The sequence below is a fragment of the Blautia sp. AF19-13LB genome, from assembly GCF_003479105.1.
GTDB lineage: Bacteria > Bacillota > Clostridia > Lachnospirales > Lachnospiraceae > Fusicatenibacter > Fusicatenibacter saccharivorans.
Window position 1 is genome coordinate 1 of sequence record NZ_QUGO01000027.1, and the last position, 18133, is coordinate 18133.

The following is an 18133-nucleotide window of genomic DNA, read 5'->3' on the forward strand; positions in this document are numbered from 1 at the left end:
GCTGCCCAAAAGAGAGCCGGAGAACTGGAAAAACTGATTTGCAAAATCTATGAGGACAACGCCCTCGGCAAGCTGCCGGATGCACGATATAAGGCGCTTGATGCACAGTATGCCAAAGAGCAGGATGCACTTGAGATTGAAATTGCGGAGTTGGAAAAGGCTGTTACCGGCTATGAGCAGAGCCAGAAATCAGCGGAGAAATTTATAGCCCTGATTGATAAGTACGAGAATTTTGACACGCTGACAAACACCATGCTCAACGAGTTTGTAGAGAAAATCCTTGTCCACGAACGCGCCCGAAAAGGCAGCCAGGACACTACGCAGGAGGTTGAAATCTACTTCAATTTTGTGGGCCGGTATATCCCGCCCGCCTTGCAGCCGGTTCCACTGACCCCGGAAGAACAAGAAGAACTGCGGAAGAAGGAGGAACGCAAGGACAGGCTTCACCAGAACTACTTACGCCGCAAGGCCAACGGCAAGCAGAAGGAATGGGAAAAACGCTACAACGCCAAACGCAAGGCCCAGGTGGAGGCAGCAAAGGCCACAATCCGGGCCGAGGACATGGAGAAGGGCATTTTTACCACCGTCAGCCAGTTACCCAGGCAGGAGCCGCGCAAGGCCACCGTATCGGCCAGTGCCACAGTTTAACCATTACAGTGCAAAGGAGAATGAACATGAGCGAATTGACTTACACCCGCTGCGGAGATTACTACATCCCTGATCTGAAACTTTCCGAGCAGCCGGAGGCCCCCATCGGCAAGTATGGCCGTATGCGGCAACGCTACCTGAAGGAACACCGGCCCGGCCTTTATAGCAGCTTGATTTTGAGCGAAAAGCTGTACCCGCACCTGTTGGAGATTGATCGGGCGGCGCGGGAGCGGATGGACGCCATGCTGCCCCGCATGATGGAGGCGGCGGGCGTCACCGAGGAACTGAAAGCCCGTGACCCCATGCGCTGGGTGGGGCTGATGAACACATTAACGGCACAGATTGAGGAAATTTTACTCAGGGAACTGATTTGCAGCTGAATGGGAGGTGTGGGAAATGCTGACCTTTGAAAAGGTTCTGGAAGTGTTTCAGGCATATCTGGATGATGACCCTCTGTATGAGGTGGTTCAGACCAGCCACGGTTATACATTGATGGCATGGGAACCCCACCGGAATGACTGGTATAGCGCCGAGATACAGAAAACCCCAGAGGATTTACGGAACGCTTTGCTGGGTACATACGCCAACTTTCTGGAAGATAAAATTACCGGAAACGAGCGTGAACTGACTGTGACAGAAACCAGAGAAATCCAGCAGAGGTGTCAGGAACTTTTGGAAAAGTGCCGGGAACCTTGATATAGAAATGCCAGAAGGAGGCCGCGATTATGCGTCCTCCTTCTGCTTCGCAGTCTGTTCCATTTTGAGCGCCCCGTCTATGGCACCTTCGATAATCGGCAGGTATTCTTCAGGGCAGAGTTTCAGCTTGTGGCTGACCCGTTGCCGCTGTTCGCTTTCTTCCCGCATGATCTCCGGGTTAAAATACCGTTCCACGGGAAGTCCGCAGATCTTAATCAATTGGATCATCACAGGCAGGCTCGGAATTGCACCTTGATTCTCAATGTTGGCAAGATACCGCCATTCAATCCCAACCATTTCCGCCAATGTTTTTCGTGCCAGACGCTTTGCCTCTCGTGCGGCTTTGACATCTGCGCCGAAGGTTTCAAAACCGGGACAATCTTCAACTTTCGCCATATAATATCACCCTGTTACATTGTATAATTCATACTTCGCCTGTGGAATGTCACTGTATGCAGGTTAGTTGAAGTTTATAATTCATATCCCGTTTCTTGCATTGTTCGAAAAAGAGAACTATAATGTACTCTGTGGAGGTGCGAAATGGACTATATGACATTGAAAGAGGCCGCCGAAAAGTGGGGCGTGACACCTCGTAGTGCAAATTATTATTGCGCTGGTGGGCGTATCCCTGGCGCTGTGAATATGGCTGGTGTTTGGCTGATCCCAAAGGACGCGGAAAAGCCGACTGATAGACGCAGAAAGGAGTTTCAACATGAATAATGTTTTAATTATCGAAGATGATAAAGAAATTTGCGTTATGATAAAAGACCATCTGGAAAAGTACAATTATCAAGTCTTCTTCACACTTACTGGTGCAAATGCGATTGAACGTATAAAAGAATTATCCCCAGATTTAATTATTTTAGATTTAATGCTTCCTTTTATCAGTGGAGATGAGTTAATTAGAAATATCAGAAAATTTTCAGACGTACCTGTAATTGTTGTTTCTGCAAAAAGTTTAACATTCAACAAAGTCGAACTGCTACGCTTGGGTGCTGATGACTATTTAACAAAGCCGTTTGATTTGGACGAATTACTAGCGCGAATTGAACGCAATTTGCTAAGAAGTCAAAAAGATACTCCCAATCTTTGTTTGACCTTTGGAGAACTTTCCATTAATACATCTTCAAAGATAGTTACTGTTGCAGACGAAATTATTGTGCTTACAGCAAAAGAGTATCAACTTGTAGAACTACTGGCGAAATATCCTGATAAAGTTTTTTCTAAGCAAAATCTTTATGAAAGTATTTGGCAAGAACCATTTGCAAGGGATAATGATGTCATTAACACACATATAAGTAACTTACGAAAAAAATTAAAGGGCGAAGGCTGCCGAATTAAGACCATATGGGGCTTGGGTTACCGATTTGCAAAGTGAGCTTTAGATAATCTTTAGCTTTACCTTTAGATTATTCAAGGAATTGTCTGCGATACTAAATAACAAGAAAGGAGCTGTGAAAAAATGAACGTAACAGTTTTTGAAGCTATCAACATCACAAAAAAGTATCGCAATACACTAGCCCTAAATCAAGTATCTATGTCTGTAATGCAAGGAGATATTTATGGGTTTATCGGAGAAAACGGTGCCGGTAAAACAACAATGATTCGTTTACTAACCGGACTGGCAGAACCTACTACTGGCAAAATTGCTTTATTCGGTGAAAGCAATAAGAAACTTGCAAAGCAGCGTGAGCGCATTGGCTGTATTATTGAGAGCCCTTCTCTTTATCTTGATATGACAGCCTATGAAAATTTGGAGGTACAACGTTTGCAACGCGGTATTCCAGGAAAAGGTTGCATTGATAATGCTTTAGCATTAGTTGGTTTGAAAGATACCGGAAAGAAAAAAGCAAAAGATTTCTCTTTGGGTATGCGGCAGAGACTAGCTCTCGCAATCGCTTTGCTTGGGAATCCTGAATTTCTCGTACTAGATGAACCAATTAACGGACTAGACCCTACTGGAATTATCGAATTAAGAAACTTACTCAAAAGACTAAATAAAGAACGTGGAATCACTATTTTGATTTCAAGTCACATTCTCACGGAACTTCATCAATTAGCAAATAGATATGGTATCTTACATGAGGGGAAACTTTTACAGGAAATTACCGCTACAGAGTTAGACAAACGCTGCAAAAAGCATCTGTTGTTGCAAGTGAATGATGTAGCTGCTGCTAGTGTTTTATTGGAAAGCAAACTGAATACTTCAAATTTTTCTGTTATGCCAGACAAAAGTATTCATCTATATGATTATGTTGAAAATGCCGGAAAAGTATCAGCGTTGCTAAGTGCAAATAACATTACGATTTATCAGTTAGCACAATCTGGAGATAGTCTTGAAACTTATTACACTAATTTGATAGGAGGGTGCCAAAATGATTAACCATTTTAAAGCTGAATTTTATAAATTGCGTCACTCAAAGATATTGATAACTATATTAGGCGTATGTGCGGCGGTTATAATGGTCTCTTTTGCACTTGGTGACATGACTTTTTTTGGAGCCGGAGATGGAACAGAAAGTGTAATCGGATTTCAAGCTAAGTGTTATCTATCTAGTGAAATACCAACGTTTCAAACTGTTGCCCGCTCATCTCTTGCATATACAGCCTTTTTCTGGATTATTGGCATTTTATTTGCAACCATATTTTTTACAAAAGAATATAATACGGGTACAATCAAATTATCTGTTGCATACGGCACTAAACGAACTATTCTCTACTACACCAAAGCGATTACAATATTGGTGGTGTCTCTGATAACGTATCTGATTTTTGTAGCTACATTTTTCGTTATTGAAATCATACAATCCGGTTACATTCCAACTGCGAGTGAAGTAATAAACCTTTTGGGATGGGCTCTTGCTTGCGGAACGGTTTTATTAGCATTAGAAAGCATTTCTATTTTTTTATGTGTCGTTATTCAAAATACAGGGATTGTAACAGGGATTTGCTGCTTATATGTATTCAGTGGAGCGTCTGTTTACTTAATGCTATGGAGTGATATGGAGACGGTTTCAATACCCTTAAAATTTTTTGTATATGGAAATCCTATGTACTATTGGATGAATTTCAGCTCTTGTCGCACAATGGGTATTATTGAGCATTTACCATTCTATTTCATAGGGTGCATTTCTCTTTTGATTGTTGGCGGTCTTATTATGATTAGAAAAGAAATCAAGTAAAAGGGAGGTAGAATATGGGTTGGGCGATTATGTTTCTTGTTCTGATAGCATTGGTCATTATCCTTTCAATTTCTTTAATTAACTGGAAAATACAGATATATAAAGTAATCGTCCAACTAAATGCTATTCTGAATAGAAAAACGAAAAAGTTAGTTACAGTGTCTTTATCTGATAGGCGGTTAGAGCATTTGGTTGAAATCATAAATCAGATTGTATCAAAAGATAATATTTATCTGGGCGAAATTCAAAAAAAGGAGAATGAATTAAAAGAGAATATTTCTTGCCTTTCTCATGATTTACGGACACCACTAACTTCCATTCGCGGATATTTGCAACTTCTATCAAGTGCGCCTGATGAAAAAAGAGCGGAATATATTTCAGCATTATCCGGAAAAGCATTGAGATTAGAACGTCTCATAGATGACTTTTATCAAATCTCTCTTTTAGAAGCAGGACAATATCCATTTTACTATGAAAAGGTTGAGCTATGCTCATTGCTTACTGAAATCCTGCTAGACAATTATTCGATTTTCAGCGTTAATGGAATTGAACCCCAAATAGAAATACCTAATATGGACATCTATCTTAATGCTGACAGAAAGGCGTGTATTCGCATTATACAAAATCTTATATTCAATGCGGTAACATCCACTACAAATAATGTTGTAATTCAACTAATTAATATCGCAGATTCTGTACAACTCTGTATTAAAAATCCTGTTGCATCTATTCCTACAGAAGAATATTCAAAACTGTTGGAACGCTTTTATGTAGCAGATGTTTCAAGAAGTAATGGTACGTCTGGACAAGGACTTTACATTGTGAAAAAGCTATTACTTATGATGAATTGTACAAATCCAATAATTGAAATACATGACCATAATTTTATGATTACGATTGATTTTTCGCCCTTACTCATAAAGAAATAATCTGCCGGACGACGGCAAAAGAAAAAAAGCCGTCGCAAAGCAGAGGTATTTTCACGCGCCATTTCTAAATTACGGCGGCTTTGATTTTCAGAGCCGCCGCTTCTTTTTGCCTATCGGCAAGTCTACGACGACCCTAACACCGTGTAAATCCACGGCGGCATATAGGAGGATTGCCGCCGTGTCTATGCTTGCCTTTTTTCACAGTACCCATGACCTGCACCAGCTAAAAAAAGCCTGTTCCCAGCAGCGGAGCAATGCGGTCAGAAGTATGCACTATACCATGTAACTAAACAGCAAAATATACTCTATTACGCTCGTATGGCTTTATGCCGTCCGGGCGCTTTTTTGTCCCTGTGGAGCCGGAACATCGGGTCAGCATGGCCCGAACTTTATCCCCGGTGCCGCTCCCCGCCGCCCCATGCAGATTTACCCAAAAAATCTGAATGGAGGAAAGGCAGATGGAAGTTACCATCAATTATAACGGACAAGCTGTGGCCGTGGAGGTCACGCTGGAAGTCTATGAATTTCTTGACCAGGCCGATCATAAAACGGAGAATCTGTTCCATGAACAGCGGCGGCATTGGGATGGCCGGGAGTTTGACGAGTACATCATTACCACCGAGGGTGTAGGGGTCTACGGCGAAACGCCGGAGGAATACCTTTGCCGCATGGAAACGCTGCATGAGCTGATGGCTGTTCTGGACACCTGTACCGAGGCCCAGCGCCGCCGGTTCCTGCTCTATGCGCTTGACGGGCTGAGCCTTGCAGAGATCGGTGTGCTGTGCGGCTGCTCCAAAGTGGCTGTTTATCAAAGTGTGGAGGCGGTCAGAAAAAAATTTATAAATTTCTTTGAGAACAGGCTTAACGAATGACCTGTTTTCTGGCTACCAAGTGAAAGGGATTATTTCCCTTATCTCAGCGAGGGGCGGACAGCGGACGAGCTGTCCGCCTCTCCGATTTTCAGGAGGTAAGCCTATGAAAACAATCAATCTGCGGTGGATGTATCCCCACTACCGGCATGACGAGTTTGTGGATGTTACGGACGAGGTATGGGCAGCGATGTATCAGGCCCAGCGGGAGATGGAGAACTATGAGCGCCGGAAAGTCTACCACCGCGCCTACTACTCTCTGGACGCATACAGCTGGCTGGAAAATTACGCACTGGAACACAGCAGATCGCCGGAAGATATTTTGCTGGAACGAGAAGAAATGACCACCCGCCTATACCTGATTGCAGCTCTGCCGGTGGCTCTGGCTCATGCCACTCCGACACAGGCCCGCCGTGTTCACGCCTACTACATTGCTGGTATCAAGCAGCCGGAAATCTCTCGGATAGAGGGCGTCCACAGCAGCAAGGTCAGCGTTGCCATCCACCGGGGGCTGCGGAATATGCGCCGCTGCTATGATGACCTTTTTCAAACAGAGTGAGGGCGTGCCTATGCAGACCATCAATCTCAAACAATATTATCCATTTTGCAAAGAGGACATTTTTGTGGAGGTGTCCGATGAGATCGTCGAAACGTTTCTTCTGGACAAGAGAGCCGAGGCCACCAGAGATCGCAGGATGTTCCGGTATAAGGCGTTTTATTCCCTCGATTGTAACGATGGAATCGAAAATGCCGCCATCGGCTGGGCGCAACCATCGCCGGAGGACTACCTGATAGAAAAAGAAGAATTAGCCGAATACGAAGAACTGATACGGCGATTGTATGAAGCCATTTCCTCCCTGCCGCCTATGCAGGCTCGCCGTGTTCACGCCCGCTATATTCTGGATATGAAAGTGAAAGATATTGCCGCAATGGAGGGTATCACGCCATCACAGGCGGGAAAATCCATCCATGCCGCACTGCGGAGGCTGCGCCGGTACTTTGCTCGACAGAAATGGACGGTCAATCTATGAGTATTTCCAAAGAAAAGAGGTGCCTGACATGAACGAAAAAATTACAGCCCACCCCCAAAAAGAAGAACGGGAGAAAGTCCTGAAGGAGATTCGGCAGCTTGAAAACCGAAAGAAGATTTTGGAGAACAAGCAGCGGAATGAAGAACGCAGGGTTCGCACCCGCCGCCTGATTGAGCGTGGGGCCGTTTTGGAGGGCATTTTCCCTCTGGCCCCCGACCTTCCCGGCGTAGAGGTCAAAGCGTTCCTGATTGCCCTGTCCCATCTTCCGGGGGCGGAAGAACTGGCCGCAAAACTGCCGAAATCCGGGGACAAGCCGTAAGTCCCTTGTTTACAAGGGCGCACTTATACACCGTTGCCGGTGTCGTGCGCCCTGCCGGGGGCTGTTGCGCTCTCCGAGCGCGATGGGGCGCTACACTCCCCAAACCCCTTGTGCGCCCCGCGCAGCCAGACACCCGCTTCGCGTCTGTCCGGCTCCACGGAGCCTGAATACCCCTTACCGAAAGGAGGTGCCACCCATAGATTTCTGTCATATCCCCGTCAGCATTATCAAGCGCAGCGCAGGCCGTTCCGCTGTTGCCGCAGCCGCCTACCGCAGCGGAACAAAGCTGACGAATGAATGGGACGGCCTTACCCACGATTACACCCGCAAGGGCGGCGTTGTCCATGCGGAGATCATGCTGCCCGCCCACGCCCCGCCGGAATTTGCAGACCGCTCCACCCTTTGGAACAGTGTGGAGCAGATCGAGAAAGCCAGGGACAGCCAGCTTGCCCGCGAGATCGAAGCAGCCCTGCCCCGTGAACTGTCCGGTGAACAGCAGCTTGCCCTTGTGCGCGCCTATGTGAAGGACAACTTTGTAGACAAAGGAATGTGCGCCGACTTTGCTATCCATGACAAGGGAACCGGCAACCCTCATGTCCATATCATGCTGACGCTCCGGCCTTTGAAAGAAAATGGACAGTGGGGCGCAAAGTGCCGCAAGGCATACGATCTGGACGAGAATGGACAGCGTATCCCGGATGGGAAAGGCGGCTGGAAAAATCATCGTGAGGATACAACCGATTGGAACGATAAAGGAAATGTGGAGATTTGGCGGGCAGCGTGGGCGGCCTACACCAATCGGGCGCTGGAATCTGCCGGCAGACCGGAACGCATTGACCATCGCAGCTACAAGCGGCAGGGCATTGATAAGATTCCCTCTGTCCATCTGGGGCCAGCCGCCAGCCAAATGGAAAAGCGCGGCATCCGCACCGACAAGAGCGAAGTAAACCGGCAGATCGCCGCCGACAACAAGCTGCTCAAGGAAATCAAGGCCCGCATTACCCGCCTTTACAACTGGTCTAAGGCCGAAGCCGAAAAGCCGGAGGGCCAGCAGCCCAGCATGATTGACTTGTGGGAGGCCCAACAGCAGCTCAAGCAGCCTGACACCCGCACCGGCAAAATCCGAGCTTTGCAGGAGAGCGCCGCCCTGTTCAGCTTTTTGCAGGCAAACGGCATCCAGTCCATGCAGCAGCTCCATGAAAAAATAGCAGATATGAACACCCGCTACTATGACCTGCGGGGAAAAATCGTCAAGGCCGAGCGCCGGATCGCCACCCTTACCGAGCGCGGGGAGATGTGGGAACAGTACAACCAGTACAAGTCCATCCACAAGCAGCTTGCCAAAGTAAAGCCGGAAAAACGGGAACAGTTTGAACAGCGCCACAGCCGGGAACTGATTCTGTATGACGCAGCGACCCGGTATCTGAAAGAACTGAAAGACAGCGGCGAGGCAATCACCCCAAAGGCATGGCAGCGGGAAATTGACCAGCTGGCCGCTGGAAAGCAGACGGACACGCTTGCCATGAAATCCATGCGGGAGGATTTGAAAGCAGTGGAACGGCTCCGCAAAACCGCCGAGCAGCTGTCCAGACAGGAACAGGACAAGTCTCACGACCGGGAGCCGGAGCGGTAAGGGCTACCGCGTTTCACGACATACTTTTGCACACAGAAAAACCGCCGTACAGGTTTCCCCATACGGCGGCAGACTGTTTATTTGCCGAACAAGTCGCTGTGTGTGCCGGTGCGGGCCAGCGTCAGCACCAGCACATCATCCTCGATACGGTAAATGAGCAGCCAGTCCGGGAGAATATGACATTCCCGATGGCCTGCCCAATCGCCGGACAGGTCATGGTCACGGTTTTTATCTGGCAGCGGTTCGCCCATTGCCAGCAACGCTACGACCTGCTCCAGCAGCTCGATCTTCAAGCCACGCTTGATGGCTCGTTTGTAGTCCTTTTTGAAACTGGTCGTGTACTTGACGGTATATTTGGTTTCTTTCATCTTTTCAGGTCAGCAAACAACTCGTCAAGGTCATTATAGCCCTTTACAGACGGGTCTTTTGCAATCCTTTCCGCTTCCAGCATGGCAGCAACCGTTTCTTTGTTCGGCTGTTCCAGCCTTACTTCAAAGGGAATGCCGCCTTCACGAAGCGACTGGCGCACAAAGATGTTAAACGCCGTAGTCAGGTTCATGCCAAGTTCAGTAAACAGTGCGTCCGCCTGCGCTTTCAAATCTGCGTCCATGCGGATACTGATGTTTGTGGTATTTCCAGCCATACGATCAACCCCTTTCTGCTGGCAATTATAGTATATGCCTTTTGCACGAAGAAAACAATACTTTGCACGAATATTTAATAATAAATTCATTCAAGGAGGTTACCTGCTTTGTGAGAGAAATCATTTATGAAGAACGACAAGACTGAACCTATCCCCGTCATGGATTACCGCCAGTACCGCAGAGCGCGGAGGCTGGTGCATGAGTGCTGCAACTACATCGACGGAAATTGTATCGCCCTGGACGATGGGGAGGAATGTGTCTGTGTCCAGTCTATTTCCTACTCCCTGTTGTGCAGGTGGTTTCGGACGGCGGTATTGCCGCAGGATAAGGAACTGGAAACGGCGCTGTTCCACCGGCTGAATGCGAAGAAATGCGCCGTATGCGGGGCGCTGTTTACCCCCGGTTCTAACAGGGCCAAATACTGCCCGGAATGTTCCACTCGCATGAAGCGGATCAACGCCGCAAAGCGCAAGCGGAAACAACGGGAGAAATGTCACGCTTTAGGGGCTGAAAAACCCTTGTAAATCAAGGCTTTTTTCGATGGTGTCAAAGGCAGGCTGATAGATTTATCCTCCGACCCCTAAAACGGCCATAAAATGCGTACAGAATCCCAAGAGAAACCCCAAGGAGGAACCCTATGTCAGACAACCGAAAATATTATTACCTGAAACTCAAAGAAAACTATTTTGACGATGATTCCATCGTGCTGCTGGAAAGTATGCAGGATGGTGTGCTGTATTCCAACATTCTGCTCAAGCTGTATCTGAAATCGCTGAAACATGGCGGACGGCTTCAACTTGACGAGGACATTCCTTACACGGCGCAGATGATCGCCACCATTACCCGCCAGCAGATCGGCACTGTGGAGAGAGCCTTGCAGATCTTTTTGAAGCTGGGTCTTGTGGAAGTGCTGGACAGCGGCACATTCTACATGAGCAACATCGAACTTTTAATCGGCCAGTCCTCTACCGAGGCCGAGCGAAAGCGGGCTGCAAGACTCCAAAACAAGGCTCTTTCTGCGCCTCGGACAAACGGCGGACATTTGTCCGACATTCATCCACCAGAGATAGAGATAGAGATAGAGTTAGAGAAAGAGATAGAGATAAAGAGAGAGATAGAGAAGGGACACCCCGCCCACACCTATGGCCGTTACCAGAATGTTTTCCTGACGGATGAAGAACTGGCAGACTTGCAGGCCAGCTTTCCCACTGTATGGGGCCAGTACATCGAAAAGCTGTCCGAGTACATGGCTTCTACCGGCAAGCGTTATCAGAGCCATGCAGCGACCATCCGGCGCTGGGCCAGTGAGGACGCGAAAAAGGCGGCCCCGCCCACCCGCAACCGGGATTACAGCGTAAAGGAGGATGAAACTGTATGATTGAGATTACCGCAGAAATCCGGGCGCTGATCGACAAGGCAGCCGTCGGTATGGAACTGGCCGGGGACGAGTACATAGACCCGGCAGACGGGCTCATTCACTGTAAGAAATGCGGCGGCCAGAGGCAGACCGTTGTGCCATGCTTCGGGAAATCCGGCTACTTTATGCCGCGCTGCATCTGCCAGTGCCAGCGGGAGGCCGAGGAACAGCGCAAGACTGCTGAAGAACGGCAGCGCCGCATGGAGCGTATCAAACGCCGAAAGGCACAGGGCTTGCAAGACCGTTATCTGTACGACTACACATTTTCCAATGACAACGGCCAAAATCCCCTGATGGGCAAGGCCCGCGCCTATGTGGAGAACTGGAAGGAGGCATACAGGAACAACACCGGCCTGCTGTTGTTTGGGGATGTGGGAACCGGCAAGTCCTTTTTCGCCGGTTGTATCGCCAACGCCCTGCTTGACCGGGATGTGCCGGTGCTGATGACGAACTTTCCCACCATCCTGAACCGCCTGACGGGGATGTTCTCTGAGGACAGGGCCGACTTTATCGCCAGCTTTGACGAGTACGACCTGCTTATCATTGACGATTTGGGTGTGGAGCGCAGTACCGAGTATGCGATGGAGCAGATGTTTTTTGTCATTGACAGCCGCTACCGCAGCCGCAGACCCATGATAATCACCACCAACCTGAAGCTGGCCGAACTCAAGAACCCGCCCGACCTGGCCCACGCCCGTATCTATGACCGTATTCTGGAACGGTGTGCGCCGATTCTCTTTGACGGGAAGAATTTCCGGGAAGAAAATGCCGGTGCTACCCGACAGGCAGCAAAAGACATTGTAAACAGTAAGCACGATTGATTTTTTACCGAGCGGCACAGACCCGTTCGGAGAAAGGAGCGCCATGAACAAAGAACCCCGTACTATGCAGTCGGCAGACGCCGCTACTGCGTCCAGAGCGCCGGAAAACACGCCGGCGATGGTAAAGAAAATCGGAAAGACAACCTACAAGGTTCATGTCCATTTCAGCAATACCAGCACAGAAACCATGAGCGATAAAATCAAGCGTATGCTCAAAAATGAAATTCAGCAGATGTGACAGACTGATAAACGAAGCCGTCTTGTGCTAAACTGATGATGGTACGCACCAAAATTTTTGTCAAGGAGGACACGAAAATGCTTTACACAGAAAAAGAGAAACATGAAATTGAGCGAGTAAAGGAAGTCTTTGCGGAACATCTGCGGCAAAGCCCTGATTTTGAACTGCTCTGGTCGGACAAGGTGGGCTATGTCTGGCTGACGATTGGCGTAAATCCAGTCTATGTGGATACCGGTATCAGAATCGAATCAGCCGCCGATCTCTGCGGCAGGTGTTTGGACGATGTAGCTTCGGATGTTCTATATATGACGGGCAACGATCACGCGCTGGAAGCAGCCGATCCGCTGGAATTGGCCGAAATCAAGCGGCGCTGGGAGCCATATATCAACCAGCTGCCAGACTATGCGTATCTCTGCAAAGACCTGCTGAACGGAAAAATGTAATCTATCAAACGAGGTGTCAGGAGCCATACGGTGCTTCTGGCACCTTTTTTGTGGATTTTTTGTGAATTTGATGAAAAAGTCCTTGACAATTTGTCTCTGGCAAGACGGCAAAAAGCATTTTAATTTCCTGCGGTGCGCGGCTGGCTCCCTTTGACATCCCGCAGCTTCGTGAAGTCATGGCCTATGACGAATTGGAGCTTGACCGCATCGGAGATCGGAAAACGGCGGTATTCTTCATCATTTCCGATACCACGCAGACCTACAACTTTTTAGTGGCACTTGCATTTTCGCAGATGTTCAACCTCCTGTGTGAACGGGCGGACAATGTTCACGGTGGCCGCCTGCCGCACCATGTACGGGTGCTGTGGGACGAGGCAGCCAACACGGGACAGGTGCCCCAGCTCGAAAAGCTGGTCGCGGTTATCCGCTCCCGCGAGGTGAGTCTTTGCCTGCTGTATCAGCAGTTGGCACAGTGCAAGGCCATTTACGATAAGCACGCCGAGACAATCCTCGGCAACATGGACAGCGTGGTGTTCCTTGGTGGCCGCGAAGCCAGCACCATCAAGGAAATATCCGAGAACTGGCTGGGAAAAGCCACAATCAGTATGCAGACCGACAGCCGCTCCCGTGGTCAGTCGGAAAGCTACAGTCAAAATACCCAGCGGCTGGGCCGGGAACTGATGACCCCAGCCGAACTTGCAACCATGCCGGGAGATAAATGTATTTTGCAGCTTCGGGGCCTGCCCCCGTTCTTCTCTCCCAAGTATGATCTGAAACGGCATCCGAACTACCGCTATACGGCGGAGGCCGATAAACAGAAAAACGCTTTTGACCTCGACAGGCTCATTAACCGCCGCAGGCGGCCCGGTCTGAACGAGGCGTGTACGATGTATGAGGTGACTGTGCCGGACGATGCACTCACGGAAGAGGACGAGGACATCCTCAACTATGATGACATCGACGATCCAGACGCCTTTGCATAAATGCTTCGAGACAAAGTGTCCCGAAGTTTGTAACCTGCCGCCTGCATGGGCGGCTTTTTTGTTACCGGGAAAATCCCGGAGAAATGGAGGCTTATATGGCATTTTTCTCATCTGCAATCGACACTTTACAGACCCTCGTTATTGCTCTCGGTGCTGGCCTTGGCGTGTGGGGCGTGGTTAATCTGCTGGAGGGCTACGGCTCGGATAACCCGGGCTCCAATGCTCATGTGCCATAAAGTAACACACCGATAAATGCAGACAGCCAACCTCTATTCCGTATAAAATGGCGTATGTGGCATTTCAAATATGTGGTTTAGAAGTAGAAGAAAACTGAAAACCGTATTCCACGATTTGAAAGGATAGAGGTAAATGAGCATGGAAAAAACAGTATATATCACAGAGAAAGAACGGGAAATGTGCTACAAAGTAATTGGTGCGTTTGCGGAACTGTACGAAATGGAAGATGAAGATATTTTAGTGGTTGATGTTGGTAGGTACGGTTTTGTTAAATTGCAGTGCTATACACCGTCATATGGCTTTGAAGAACTTGACACCTATACAGACAGCCATAGTTTATTTGAAGGGCTTTGGGAGGAATGGCTTAGTCTAAATGTGTTTTTACTTGCTAGGGAAATGCAGTTAGACGATATTCTTTATGAGGATTTATTCAATAATCTGCCAAAGGAAAAACAGTCGGAACTTACCGGGAGAAAAGGCTATTTTGCAAAAAAAGCGGGTATCATTCTGTAAAATGAATTTTGCAGAAAGAAAACGCTCTATGTAGAGGGTAAAAAGATTAGAATGGCTCTGTATATGATAATATGCAGGGCTTTTCTTAATAACCAATATGCTCATTTTGATAAAGACCAAAAGACAAGCATTATGGAAATGTGCATAACTGGCTATGGAATCATGGATAACTCTATTCACAGCACATGGAAAAGCTAAAGTGCAGCTTTCCCACGTCCTGCAAACAGAGTTACCCACAATTCCATGATACAGCCAGTTATACACATTACGCACAATGCCGACTACTACGGAATCCAAATCATTTTTTCACAGAACAAGATTTGCTTTTACAGAAAGAGATTATAGGTTGGAATGGAGATAAGGGAACCTGCATAGAGCACAGCGGAAAAGTTGAAGAAACTGATTGAGGAAGAATTTGCCGGGCTTGTGTTTCTGTCTGCTGAAGATATGGAGTAATAACAAATTGGGACATAATGGTATAACTCTTTGTCCCAATTTGTTTATTGTTTAAATTACCCGTATTAGAATTGATATGCTTGCAGAAATCAAATATCTAACATAATTCCTCCCACTGTAATAATACCATACAAATTTTATGAATACAAGACTGTTTATATAAGCTGACACATGCTAAACTAGCCTAGCAATGTTTCAGTAAAACTTTCTTTCATTTTTCAAGGAGGTCATAATCATTATGGGGAATAATCAGACAGAAAAAGCGTTTGAAGAAAAAAGATTAGCACAAACAATCTCTTTAGCCGAGGAACAATTAAAGCAGGCAAAAGAAGCGGCAGACAAAAAAAAATCAGAAATTATCGAAGCCAAAAAAGATGTGCGTGAAAATACAGAACACGGCATTACATCACTGTACACATCAGACGGTTTCGAGGCACTTGTTGAATTAAGCCAATATATCAATCCTGTTACAGACAAAATTATAGATTATGAAGAAGAAGAACATAAAATACTTCTGTTAGAAAAGATGATAAAATCGCCCTATTTTGCCCGAATTGATTTTAAATTTGATGATGAGGACGAATTTGAAAAAATATACATTGGACGTTCTTCTCTACGAAAAAACAGCTATCAAGAGATGTATGTTTATGATTGGAGATCGCCGATTGCCAGTGTTTTCTATCGTTTTATGACAGGCGAAGCGTTTTATGACGCTCCATGTGGACGAGTAACAGGCGAACTCAATTTGAAACGCCAATATGAAATAAAAAACGGAACACTGGAATATTTTTTTGATTCAGATGTTCAGATTGTTGATGAATTTTTAAGGCAATTACTGTCACAAAACACTACTGCTAAAATGAAAGCTATTGTTGAAACAATTCAGCATGAACAGGACGTGGTTATTAGAGATATGGAAAATGACCTGCTAATGGTACAGGGTGTAGCGGGAAGTGGAAAAACCTCTATTGCTCTCCACCGGGCTGCTTATCTTATGTATCAAGGTTTACAAACAAAGCTGTCCGCAAATAACATTATGATTATTTCCCCAAATTCTATATTTGAGCAATATATTTCAAATGTATTGCCCGAATTGGGAGAAGATAATGTTATTTCTTCCGTGTTTGAAGATATACTTAGTGAGTTATTAAATGGCAGGAAAATTCAGTCAAGAAATGATTTTTTAGAAAACTTGATTGTCAATTCAAAATACAAGGAAATTTCAAGAAATAGTATAGAATTTAAAACGTCAAGTTTTTTTAGGGAAATTTTAGACCAATTTCTCATTGATATACCCCGCCAGTGGATAGAATTTGAAGATGTTTATTATGAGGGAAAATGCGTTGTAAGCGGGCAAATTCTAAAAGACAAGATATTAGGAAGACCAGAAACACCATTAGGCATAAAATTAGAACAATTAGAAGATTATATTTTAGAACAAATATTTGGAACAGGAAAAGGGCGGGGGCATAAAGAAGAAAAAAATCTAATCAAGCAGGAAATACAGAAATTTATAAAAATTGACATTGTTGAATTATATAAAATATTATTTAGCAATGAAGCCTATTTTTATAGCCTGCTGCAAAATAGCAATCCGTCACAAAACATAAAAAATATTTGGAAATATACTAAGGAAAATTTGGAAGCAGACAGCTTGTATTATGATGACGCAATAGCAATCGCTTATTTGTATTTAAAAATATACGGAACAAATAAATATAAAAATATTAAGCAGGTAGTCATTGATGAAGCACAGGACTACTACCCTCTCCAATATGAAATATTTAATTTTCTTTTTTCTAATGCCAAATTTACTATTTTAGGAGATATGAAACAGACTCTTGCCAAAAAAGAAGATATTTCTTTCTACGAACAAATTCAAAAAATATTGAACAAGAAAAAATCTTCTCTTATTATGTTGGATAAAAGTTTCCGTTGTACGAATGAAATTTTAAATTTTAGTTTAAAGTTCATTGAACAAAGTTCACAGATAAAAAGTTTTAATCGGAATGGCGATAGCCCAAAAGTATATATTGCTGATAATTCCGAAATCTTCATTGATGAAATTGTTAAGGAAATAAAATTATGCCAAGAGAAAGGGTTTCAGTCGATATGCTTAATTTGTAAAACCGAAAAAAATTCAACCTATCTATTTAATAAAATTAAACACAAACTTGATATTCAATTAATTAAAAATGGGAGCGTATCAGATTTACAAGGCGTGTTTATCTTACCAGTATATATGTCAAAGGGATTAGAATTTGATACTGTCTTAATTTGTGATGCAGATAGCCAAAACTACCATGATGAAGATGATAAAAACCTCTTATATGTTGCCTGCACAAGAGCGCTTCACAAACTTAGCTTATTTTGTGAAAATGAGGTTAGCCCGCTGATATAGATAAATTTACAATATATTGAATTGCCTAAATGCCAAACGCAGCGTAAGTGCATATGAACAAAATGATAATAATTAGACAGACCATCTTTCTCTTTTAATGGCATTAAATTGACATTACGCTCTCTATCATATATATTTGTTGCTTACTGTCAAAAACACGACAGAAAAATATAGTTTAAATTCAACGGATAAAAGAGGTAATGAACATGGGGAAATTACTACTGCTGACACTTAACGAACAAGAGGAAACAGCGATTGACAAAATCATATCGGCAATATCTGATTATATACAGATTGAACCCATGCAGATCACAACCGCTTCCGTGTTATCTTTTCCGGGACTGGAAATAAAGCAGAACCAACGCCAGGTATTTCAAGACGGGGAGGAAGTAAGCCTTACCCGCCTTGAATACAGTACCCTTGTATATCTTGCTTCCAACCCCGGCATTGTCCTCACACGGACACAAATATTTGAAGCCGTTTGGAACATGGAAAGTGAAAGCTGCCAGTCAAGCGTTGCAAATGTGATTTACAACCTGCGGAAAAAAATAGAGTCGGACAGCCGCAAGCCCATTTACATAAAAACCGTTTTAGGTATGGGCTACAAGTTTGCTTCCGGGGAATGACAACAGAATAACCGCCGCCCGTTACAGCGGCATACCATGACAGGAAA

General features: G+C 45.5%; 25 protein-coding genes and 1 pseudogene. 23 read left to right on the forward strand and 3 right to left on the reverse strand.

What is annotated here, in order from left to right:
* From DWX32_RS17555 to DWX32_RS17565, 3 genes are all read left to right on the forward strand, one after another.
* A partial coding sequence (locus tag DWX32_RS17555; protein WP_118660722.1) for a DUF4368 domain-containing protein occupies positions 1 to 648 on the forward strand: 648 nt, incomplete at its 5' end.
* Positions 649 to 674: 26 nt separating this feature from the next.
* Positions 675 to 1028 (forward strand): TnpV protein, encoded by a 354-nt coding sequence (locus DWX32_RS17560; protein ID WP_117949861.1) that lies wholly within the window; start codon positions 675 to 677, stop codon positions 1026 to 1028.
* Between the two features lie 16 nt (positions 1029 to 1044).
* Positions 1045 to 1344 carry a hypothetical protein gene (locus DWX32_RS17565; RefSeq protein WP_117949863.1) on the forward strand — a complete coding sequence of 100 codons (300 nt, stop codon included), beginning with the start codon at positions 1045 to 1047 and terminating at the stop codon, positions 1342 to 1344.
* A 27-nt stretch (positions 1345 to 1371) separates the two neighbouring features.
* On the opposite strand, the gene DWX32_RS17570 is transcribed toward DWX32_RS17565, so the two are convergent.
* Entirely contained in the window at positions 1372 to 1740 is a 369-nt protein-coding gene (locus DWX32_RS17570; protein WP_002596316.1) for a helix-turn-helix transcriptional regulator, read from the reverse strand.
* A gap of 144 nt (positions 1741 to 1884) precedes the next feature.
* On the opposite strand from DWX32_RS17570, the gene DWX32_RS17575 reads away from it, so the two are divergent.
* The 10 genes from DWX32_RS17575 (at position 1885) to mobQ (ending at position 9307) form a co-directional block, all read left to right on the forward strand.
* On the forward strand, positions 1885 to 2064 hold the full coding sequence (locus tag DWX32_RS17575; RefSeq protein WP_117949865.1) for a helix-turn-helix domain-containing protein: 180 nt from the start codon (positions 1885 to 1887) through the stop codon (positions 2062 to 2064).
* Positions 2057 to 2722 carry a response regulator transcription factor gene (locus DWX32_RS17580; RefSeq protein WP_014081151.1) on the forward strand — a complete coding sequence of 222 codons (666 nt, stop codon included), beginning with the start codon at positions 2057 to 2059 and terminating at the stop codon, positions 2720 to 2722. Before DWX32_RS17575 ends, DWX32_RS17580 begins: the two co-directional genes overlap by 8 nt.
* Positions 2723 to 2806: 84 nt before the next feature.
* Positions 2807 to 3727, forward strand: a complete 921-nt coding sequence (locus tag DWX32_RS17585) for an ATP-binding cassette domain-containing protein (RefSeq protein ID WP_015533989.1) — start codon at positions 2807 to 2809, stop codon at positions 3725 to 3727.
* Positions 3720 to 4526, forward strand: a complete 807-nt coding sequence (locus tag DWX32_RS17590; RefSeq protein WP_055057437.1) for an ABC transporter permease — start codon at positions 3720 to 3722, stop codon at positions 4524 to 4526. Before DWX32_RS17585 ends, DWX32_RS17590 begins: the two co-directional genes overlap by 8 nt.
* 14 nt (positions 4527 to 4540) lie before the next feature.
* A complete protein-coding gene (locus DWX32_RS17595; protein WP_014081148.1) occupies positions 4541 to 5455 on the forward strand; it encodes a sensor histidine kinase in 915 nt (304 codons plus the stop codon).
* Positions 5456 to 5913: 458 nt separating this feature from the next.
* Positions 5914 to 6327 (forward strand): RNA polymerase sigma factor, encoded by a 414-nt coding sequence (locus tag DWX32_RS17600; protein ID WP_118012932.1) that lies wholly within the window; start codon positions 5914 to 5916, stop codon positions 6325 to 6327.
* A 103-nt stretch (positions 6328 to 6430) separates the two neighbouring features.
* The gene (locus DWX32_RS17605; RefSeq protein WP_118660724.1) at positions 6431 to 6883 is read left to right on the forward strand and encodes an RNA polymerase subunit sigma-24; all 453 of its coding nucleotides are present in this window, start codon (positions 6431 to 6433) and stop codon (positions 6881 to 6883) included.
* A gap of 10 nt (positions 6884 to 6893) precedes the next feature.
* Positions 6894 to 7355 carry an RNA polymerase sigma factor gene (locus DWX32_RS17610; RefSeq protein ID WP_117949872.1) on the forward strand — a complete coding sequence of 154 codons (462 nt, stop codon included), beginning with the start codon at positions 6894 to 6896 and terminating at the stop codon, positions 7353 to 7355.
* Positions 7356 to 7383: 28 nt separating this feature from the next.
* Entirely contained in the window at positions 7384 to 7674 is a 291-nt protein-coding gene (locus DWX32_RS17615) for a DUF3847 domain-containing protein (protein WP_110102431.1), read from the forward strand.
* A 187-nt stretch (positions 7675 to 7861) separates the two neighbouring features.
* Positions 7862 to 9307 carry a MobQ family relaxase gene (gene mobQ, locus DWX32_RS17620; RefSeq protein WP_117949874.1) on the forward strand — a complete coding sequence of 482 codons (1446 nt, stop codon included), beginning with the start codon at positions 7862 to 7864 and terminating at the stop codon, positions 9305 to 9307.
* A gap of 77 nt (positions 9308 to 9384) precedes the next feature.
* Here mobQ and DWX32_RS17625 read toward each other — a convergent pair whose 3' ends face one another.
* Both DWX32_RS17625 and DWX32_RS17630 read right to left on the reverse strand, forming a co-directional pair.
* On the reverse strand, positions 9385 to 9675 hold the full coding sequence (locus tag DWX32_RS17625; RefSeq protein ID WP_118012927.1) for a type II toxin-antitoxin system YafQ family toxin: 291 nt from the start codon (positions 9673 to 9675) through the stop codon (positions 9385 to 9387).
* On the reverse strand, positions 9672 to 9950 hold the full coding sequence (locus DWX32_RS17630) for a type II toxin-antitoxin system RelB/DinJ family antitoxin (protein WP_005924829.1): 279 nt from the start codon (positions 9948 to 9950) through the stop codon (positions 9672 to 9674). The genes DWX32_RS17625 and DWX32_RS17630 overlap by 4 nt, the downstream gene beginning before the upstream one ends.
* A gap of 126 nt (positions 9951 to 10076) precedes the next feature.
* Between DWX32_RS17630 and DWX32_RS17635 the strand changes: the two genes are divergently transcribed.
* The 10 genes and pseudogenes from DWX32_RS17635 to DWX32_RS17680 all read left to right on the forward strand — a co-directional run bounded on the left by DWX32_RS17635 (position 10077) and on the right by DWX32_RS17680 (position 18086).
* Positions 10077 to 10475 carry a cysteine-rich VLP domain-containing protein gene (locus tag DWX32_RS17635; protein ID WP_118209249.1) on the forward strand — a complete coding sequence of 133 codons (399 nt, stop codon included), beginning with the start codon at positions 10077 to 10079 and terminating at the stop codon, positions 10473 to 10475.
* Between the two features lie 113 nt (positions 10476 to 10588).
* The gene (locus DWX32_RS17640; RefSeq protein ID WP_118209248.1) at positions 10589 to 11329 is read left to right on the forward strand and encodes a phage replisome organizer N-terminal domain-containing protein; all 741 of its coding nucleotides are present in this window, start codon (positions 10589 to 10591) and stop codon (positions 11327 to 11329) included.
* The gene (locus DWX32_RS17645; protein WP_118660726.1) at positions 11326 to 12189 is read left to right on the forward strand and encodes an ATP-binding protein; all 864 of its coding nucleotides are present in this window, start codon (positions 11326 to 11328) and stop codon (positions 12187 to 12189) included. The genes DWX32_RS17640 and DWX32_RS17645 overlap by 4 nt, the downstream gene beginning before the upstream one ends.
* A gap of 64 nt (positions 12190 to 12253) precedes the next feature.
* Complete coding sequence (locus tag DWX32_RS17650) at positions 12254 to 12427, forward strand: transposon-encoded TnpW family protein (RefSeq protein WP_442327062.1); 174 nt, start codon at positions 12254 to 12256, stop codon at positions 12425 to 12427.
* A gap of 35 nt (positions 12428 to 12462) precedes the next feature.
* Entirely contained in the window at positions 12463 to 12870 is a 408-nt protein-coding gene (locus DWX32_RS17655) for a hypothetical protein (protein ID WP_442326927.1), read from the forward strand.
* Positions 12871 to 12956: 86 nt separating this feature from the next.
* Positions 12957 to 13853, forward strand: a pseudogene (locus DWX32_RS17660) (VirD4-like conjugal transfer protein, CD1115 family); the annotation flags it as partial.
* A gap of 95 nt (positions 13854 to 13948) precedes the next feature.
* Positions 13949 to 14089 (forward strand): Maff2 family mobile element protein, encoded by a 141-nt coding sequence (locus DWX32_RS17665; RefSeq protein ID WP_118660728.1) that lies wholly within the window; start codon positions 13949 to 13951, stop codon positions 14087 to 14089.
* A gap of 139 nt (positions 14090 to 14228) precedes the next feature.
* Positions 14229 to 14603 (forward strand): hypothetical protein, encoded by a 375-nt coding sequence (locus tag DWX32_RS17670; protein ID WP_071144610.1) that lies wholly within the window; start codon positions 14229 to 14231, stop codon positions 14601 to 14603.
* A 694-nt stretch (positions 14604 to 15297) separates the two neighbouring features.
* A complete protein-coding gene (locus DWX32_RS17675; protein WP_109215850.1) occupies positions 15298 to 17460 on the forward strand; it encodes a HelD family protein in 2163 nt (720 codons plus the stop codon).
* A gap of 206 nt (positions 17461 to 17666) precedes the next feature.
* On the forward strand, positions 17667 to 18086 hold the full coding sequence (locus tag DWX32_RS17680; protein ID WP_173900609.1) for a winged helix-turn-helix domain-containing protein: 420 nt from the start codon (positions 17667 to 17669) through the stop codon (positions 18084 to 18086).
* Positions 18087 to 18133: the final 47 nt, after the last annotated feature.

Excerpts from the sequence above, each read along its gene's own strand:
- DWX32_RS17645 (WP_118660726.1), top strand. The coding sequence starts at position 11,326 with ATGATTGAGATTACCGCAGAAATCCGGGCGCTGATCGACAAGGCAGCC.
- DWX32_RS17630 (WP_005924829.1), bottom strand. The coding sequence starts at position 9,950 with ATGGCTGGAAATACCACAAACATCAGTATCCGCATGGACGCAGATTTG.
- DWX32_RS17590 (WP_055057437.1), top strand. The coding sequence starts at position 3,720 with ATGATTAACCATTTTAAAGCTGAATTTTATAAATTGCGTCACTCAAAG.
- DWX32_RS17665 (WP_118660728.1), top strand. The coding sequence starts at position 13,949 with ATGGCATTTTTCTCATCTGCAATCGACACTTTACAGACCCTCGTTATT.
- DWX32_RS17625 (WP_118012927.1), bottom strand. The coding sequence starts at position 9,675 with ATGAAAGAAACCAAATATACCGTCAAGTACACGACCAGTTTCAAAAAG.
- DWX32_RS17570 (WP_002596316.1), bottom strand. The coding sequence starts at position 1,740 with ATGGCGAAAGTTGAAGATTGTCCCGGTTTTGAAACCTTCGGCGCAGAT.
- DWX32_RS17580 (WP_014081151.1), top strand. The coding sequence starts at position 2,057 with ATGAATAATGTTTTAATTATCGAAGATGATAAAGAAATTTGCGTTATG.
- DWX32_RS17640 (WP_118209248.1), top strand. The coding sequence starts at position 10,589 with ATGTCAGACAACCGAAAATATTATTACCTGAAACTCAAAGAAAACTAT.
- DWX32_RS17560 (WP_117949861.1), top strand. The coding sequence starts at position 675 with ATGAGCGAATTGACTTACACCCGCTGCGGAGATTACTACATCCCTGAT.
- DWX32_RS17600 (WP_118012932.1), top strand. The coding sequence starts at position 5,914 with ATGGAAGTTACCATCAATTATAACGGACAAGCTGTGGCCGTGGAGGTC.
- DWX32_RS17575 (WP_117949865.1), top strand. The coding sequence starts at position 1,885 with ATGGACTATATGACATTGAAAGAGGCCGCCGAAAAGTGGGGCGTGACA.
- DWX32_RS17565 (WP_117949863.1), top strand. The coding sequence starts at position 1,045 with ATGCTGACCTTTGAAAAGGTTCTGGAAGTGTTTCAGGCATATCTGGAT.
- DWX32_RS17680 (WP_173900609.1), top strand. The coding sequence starts at position 17,667 with ATGGGGAAATTACTACTGCTGACACTTAACGAACAAGAGGAAACAGCG.
- DWX32_RS17655 (WP_442326927.1), top strand. The coding sequence starts at position 12,463 with ATGATGGTACGCACCAAAATTTTTGTCAAGGAGGACACGAAAATGCTT.
- DWX32_RS17635 (WP_118209249.1), top strand. The coding sequence starts at position 10,077 with ATGAAGAACGACAAGACTGAACCTATCCCCGTCATGGATTACCGCCAG.
- DWX32_RS17670 (WP_071144610.1), top strand. The coding sequence starts at position 14,229 with ATGGAAAAAACAGTATATATCACAGAGAAAGAACGGGAAATGTGCTAC.
- DWX32_RS17610 (WP_117949872.1), top strand. The coding sequence starts at position 6,894 with ATGCAGACCATCAATCTCAAACAATATTATCCATTTTGCAAAGAGGAC.
- DWX32_RS17595 (WP_014081148.1), top strand. The coding sequence starts at position 4,541 with ATGGGTTGGGCGATTATGTTTCTTGTTCTGATAGCATTGGTCATTATC.
- DWX32_RS17650 (WP_442327062.1), top strand. The coding sequence starts at position 12,254 with ATGCAGTCGGCAGACGCCGCTACTGCGTCCAGAGCGCCGGAAAACACG.
- DWX32_RS17675 (WP_109215850.1), top strand. The coding sequence starts at position 15,298 with ATGGGGAATAATCAGACAGAAAAAGCGTTTGAAGAAAAAAGATTAGCA.
- DWX32_RS17605 (WP_118660724.1), top strand. The coding sequence starts at position 6,431 with ATGAAAACAATCAATCTGCGGTGGATGTATCCCCACTACCGGCATGAC.
- DWX32_RS17585 (WP_015533989.1), top strand. The coding sequence starts at position 2,807 with ATGAACGTAACAGTTTTTGAAGCTATCAACATCACAAAAAAGTATCGC.
- DWX32_RS17615 (WP_110102431.1), top strand. The coding sequence starts at position 7,384 with ATGAACGAAAAAATTACAGCCCACCCCCAAAAAGAAGAACGGGAGAAA.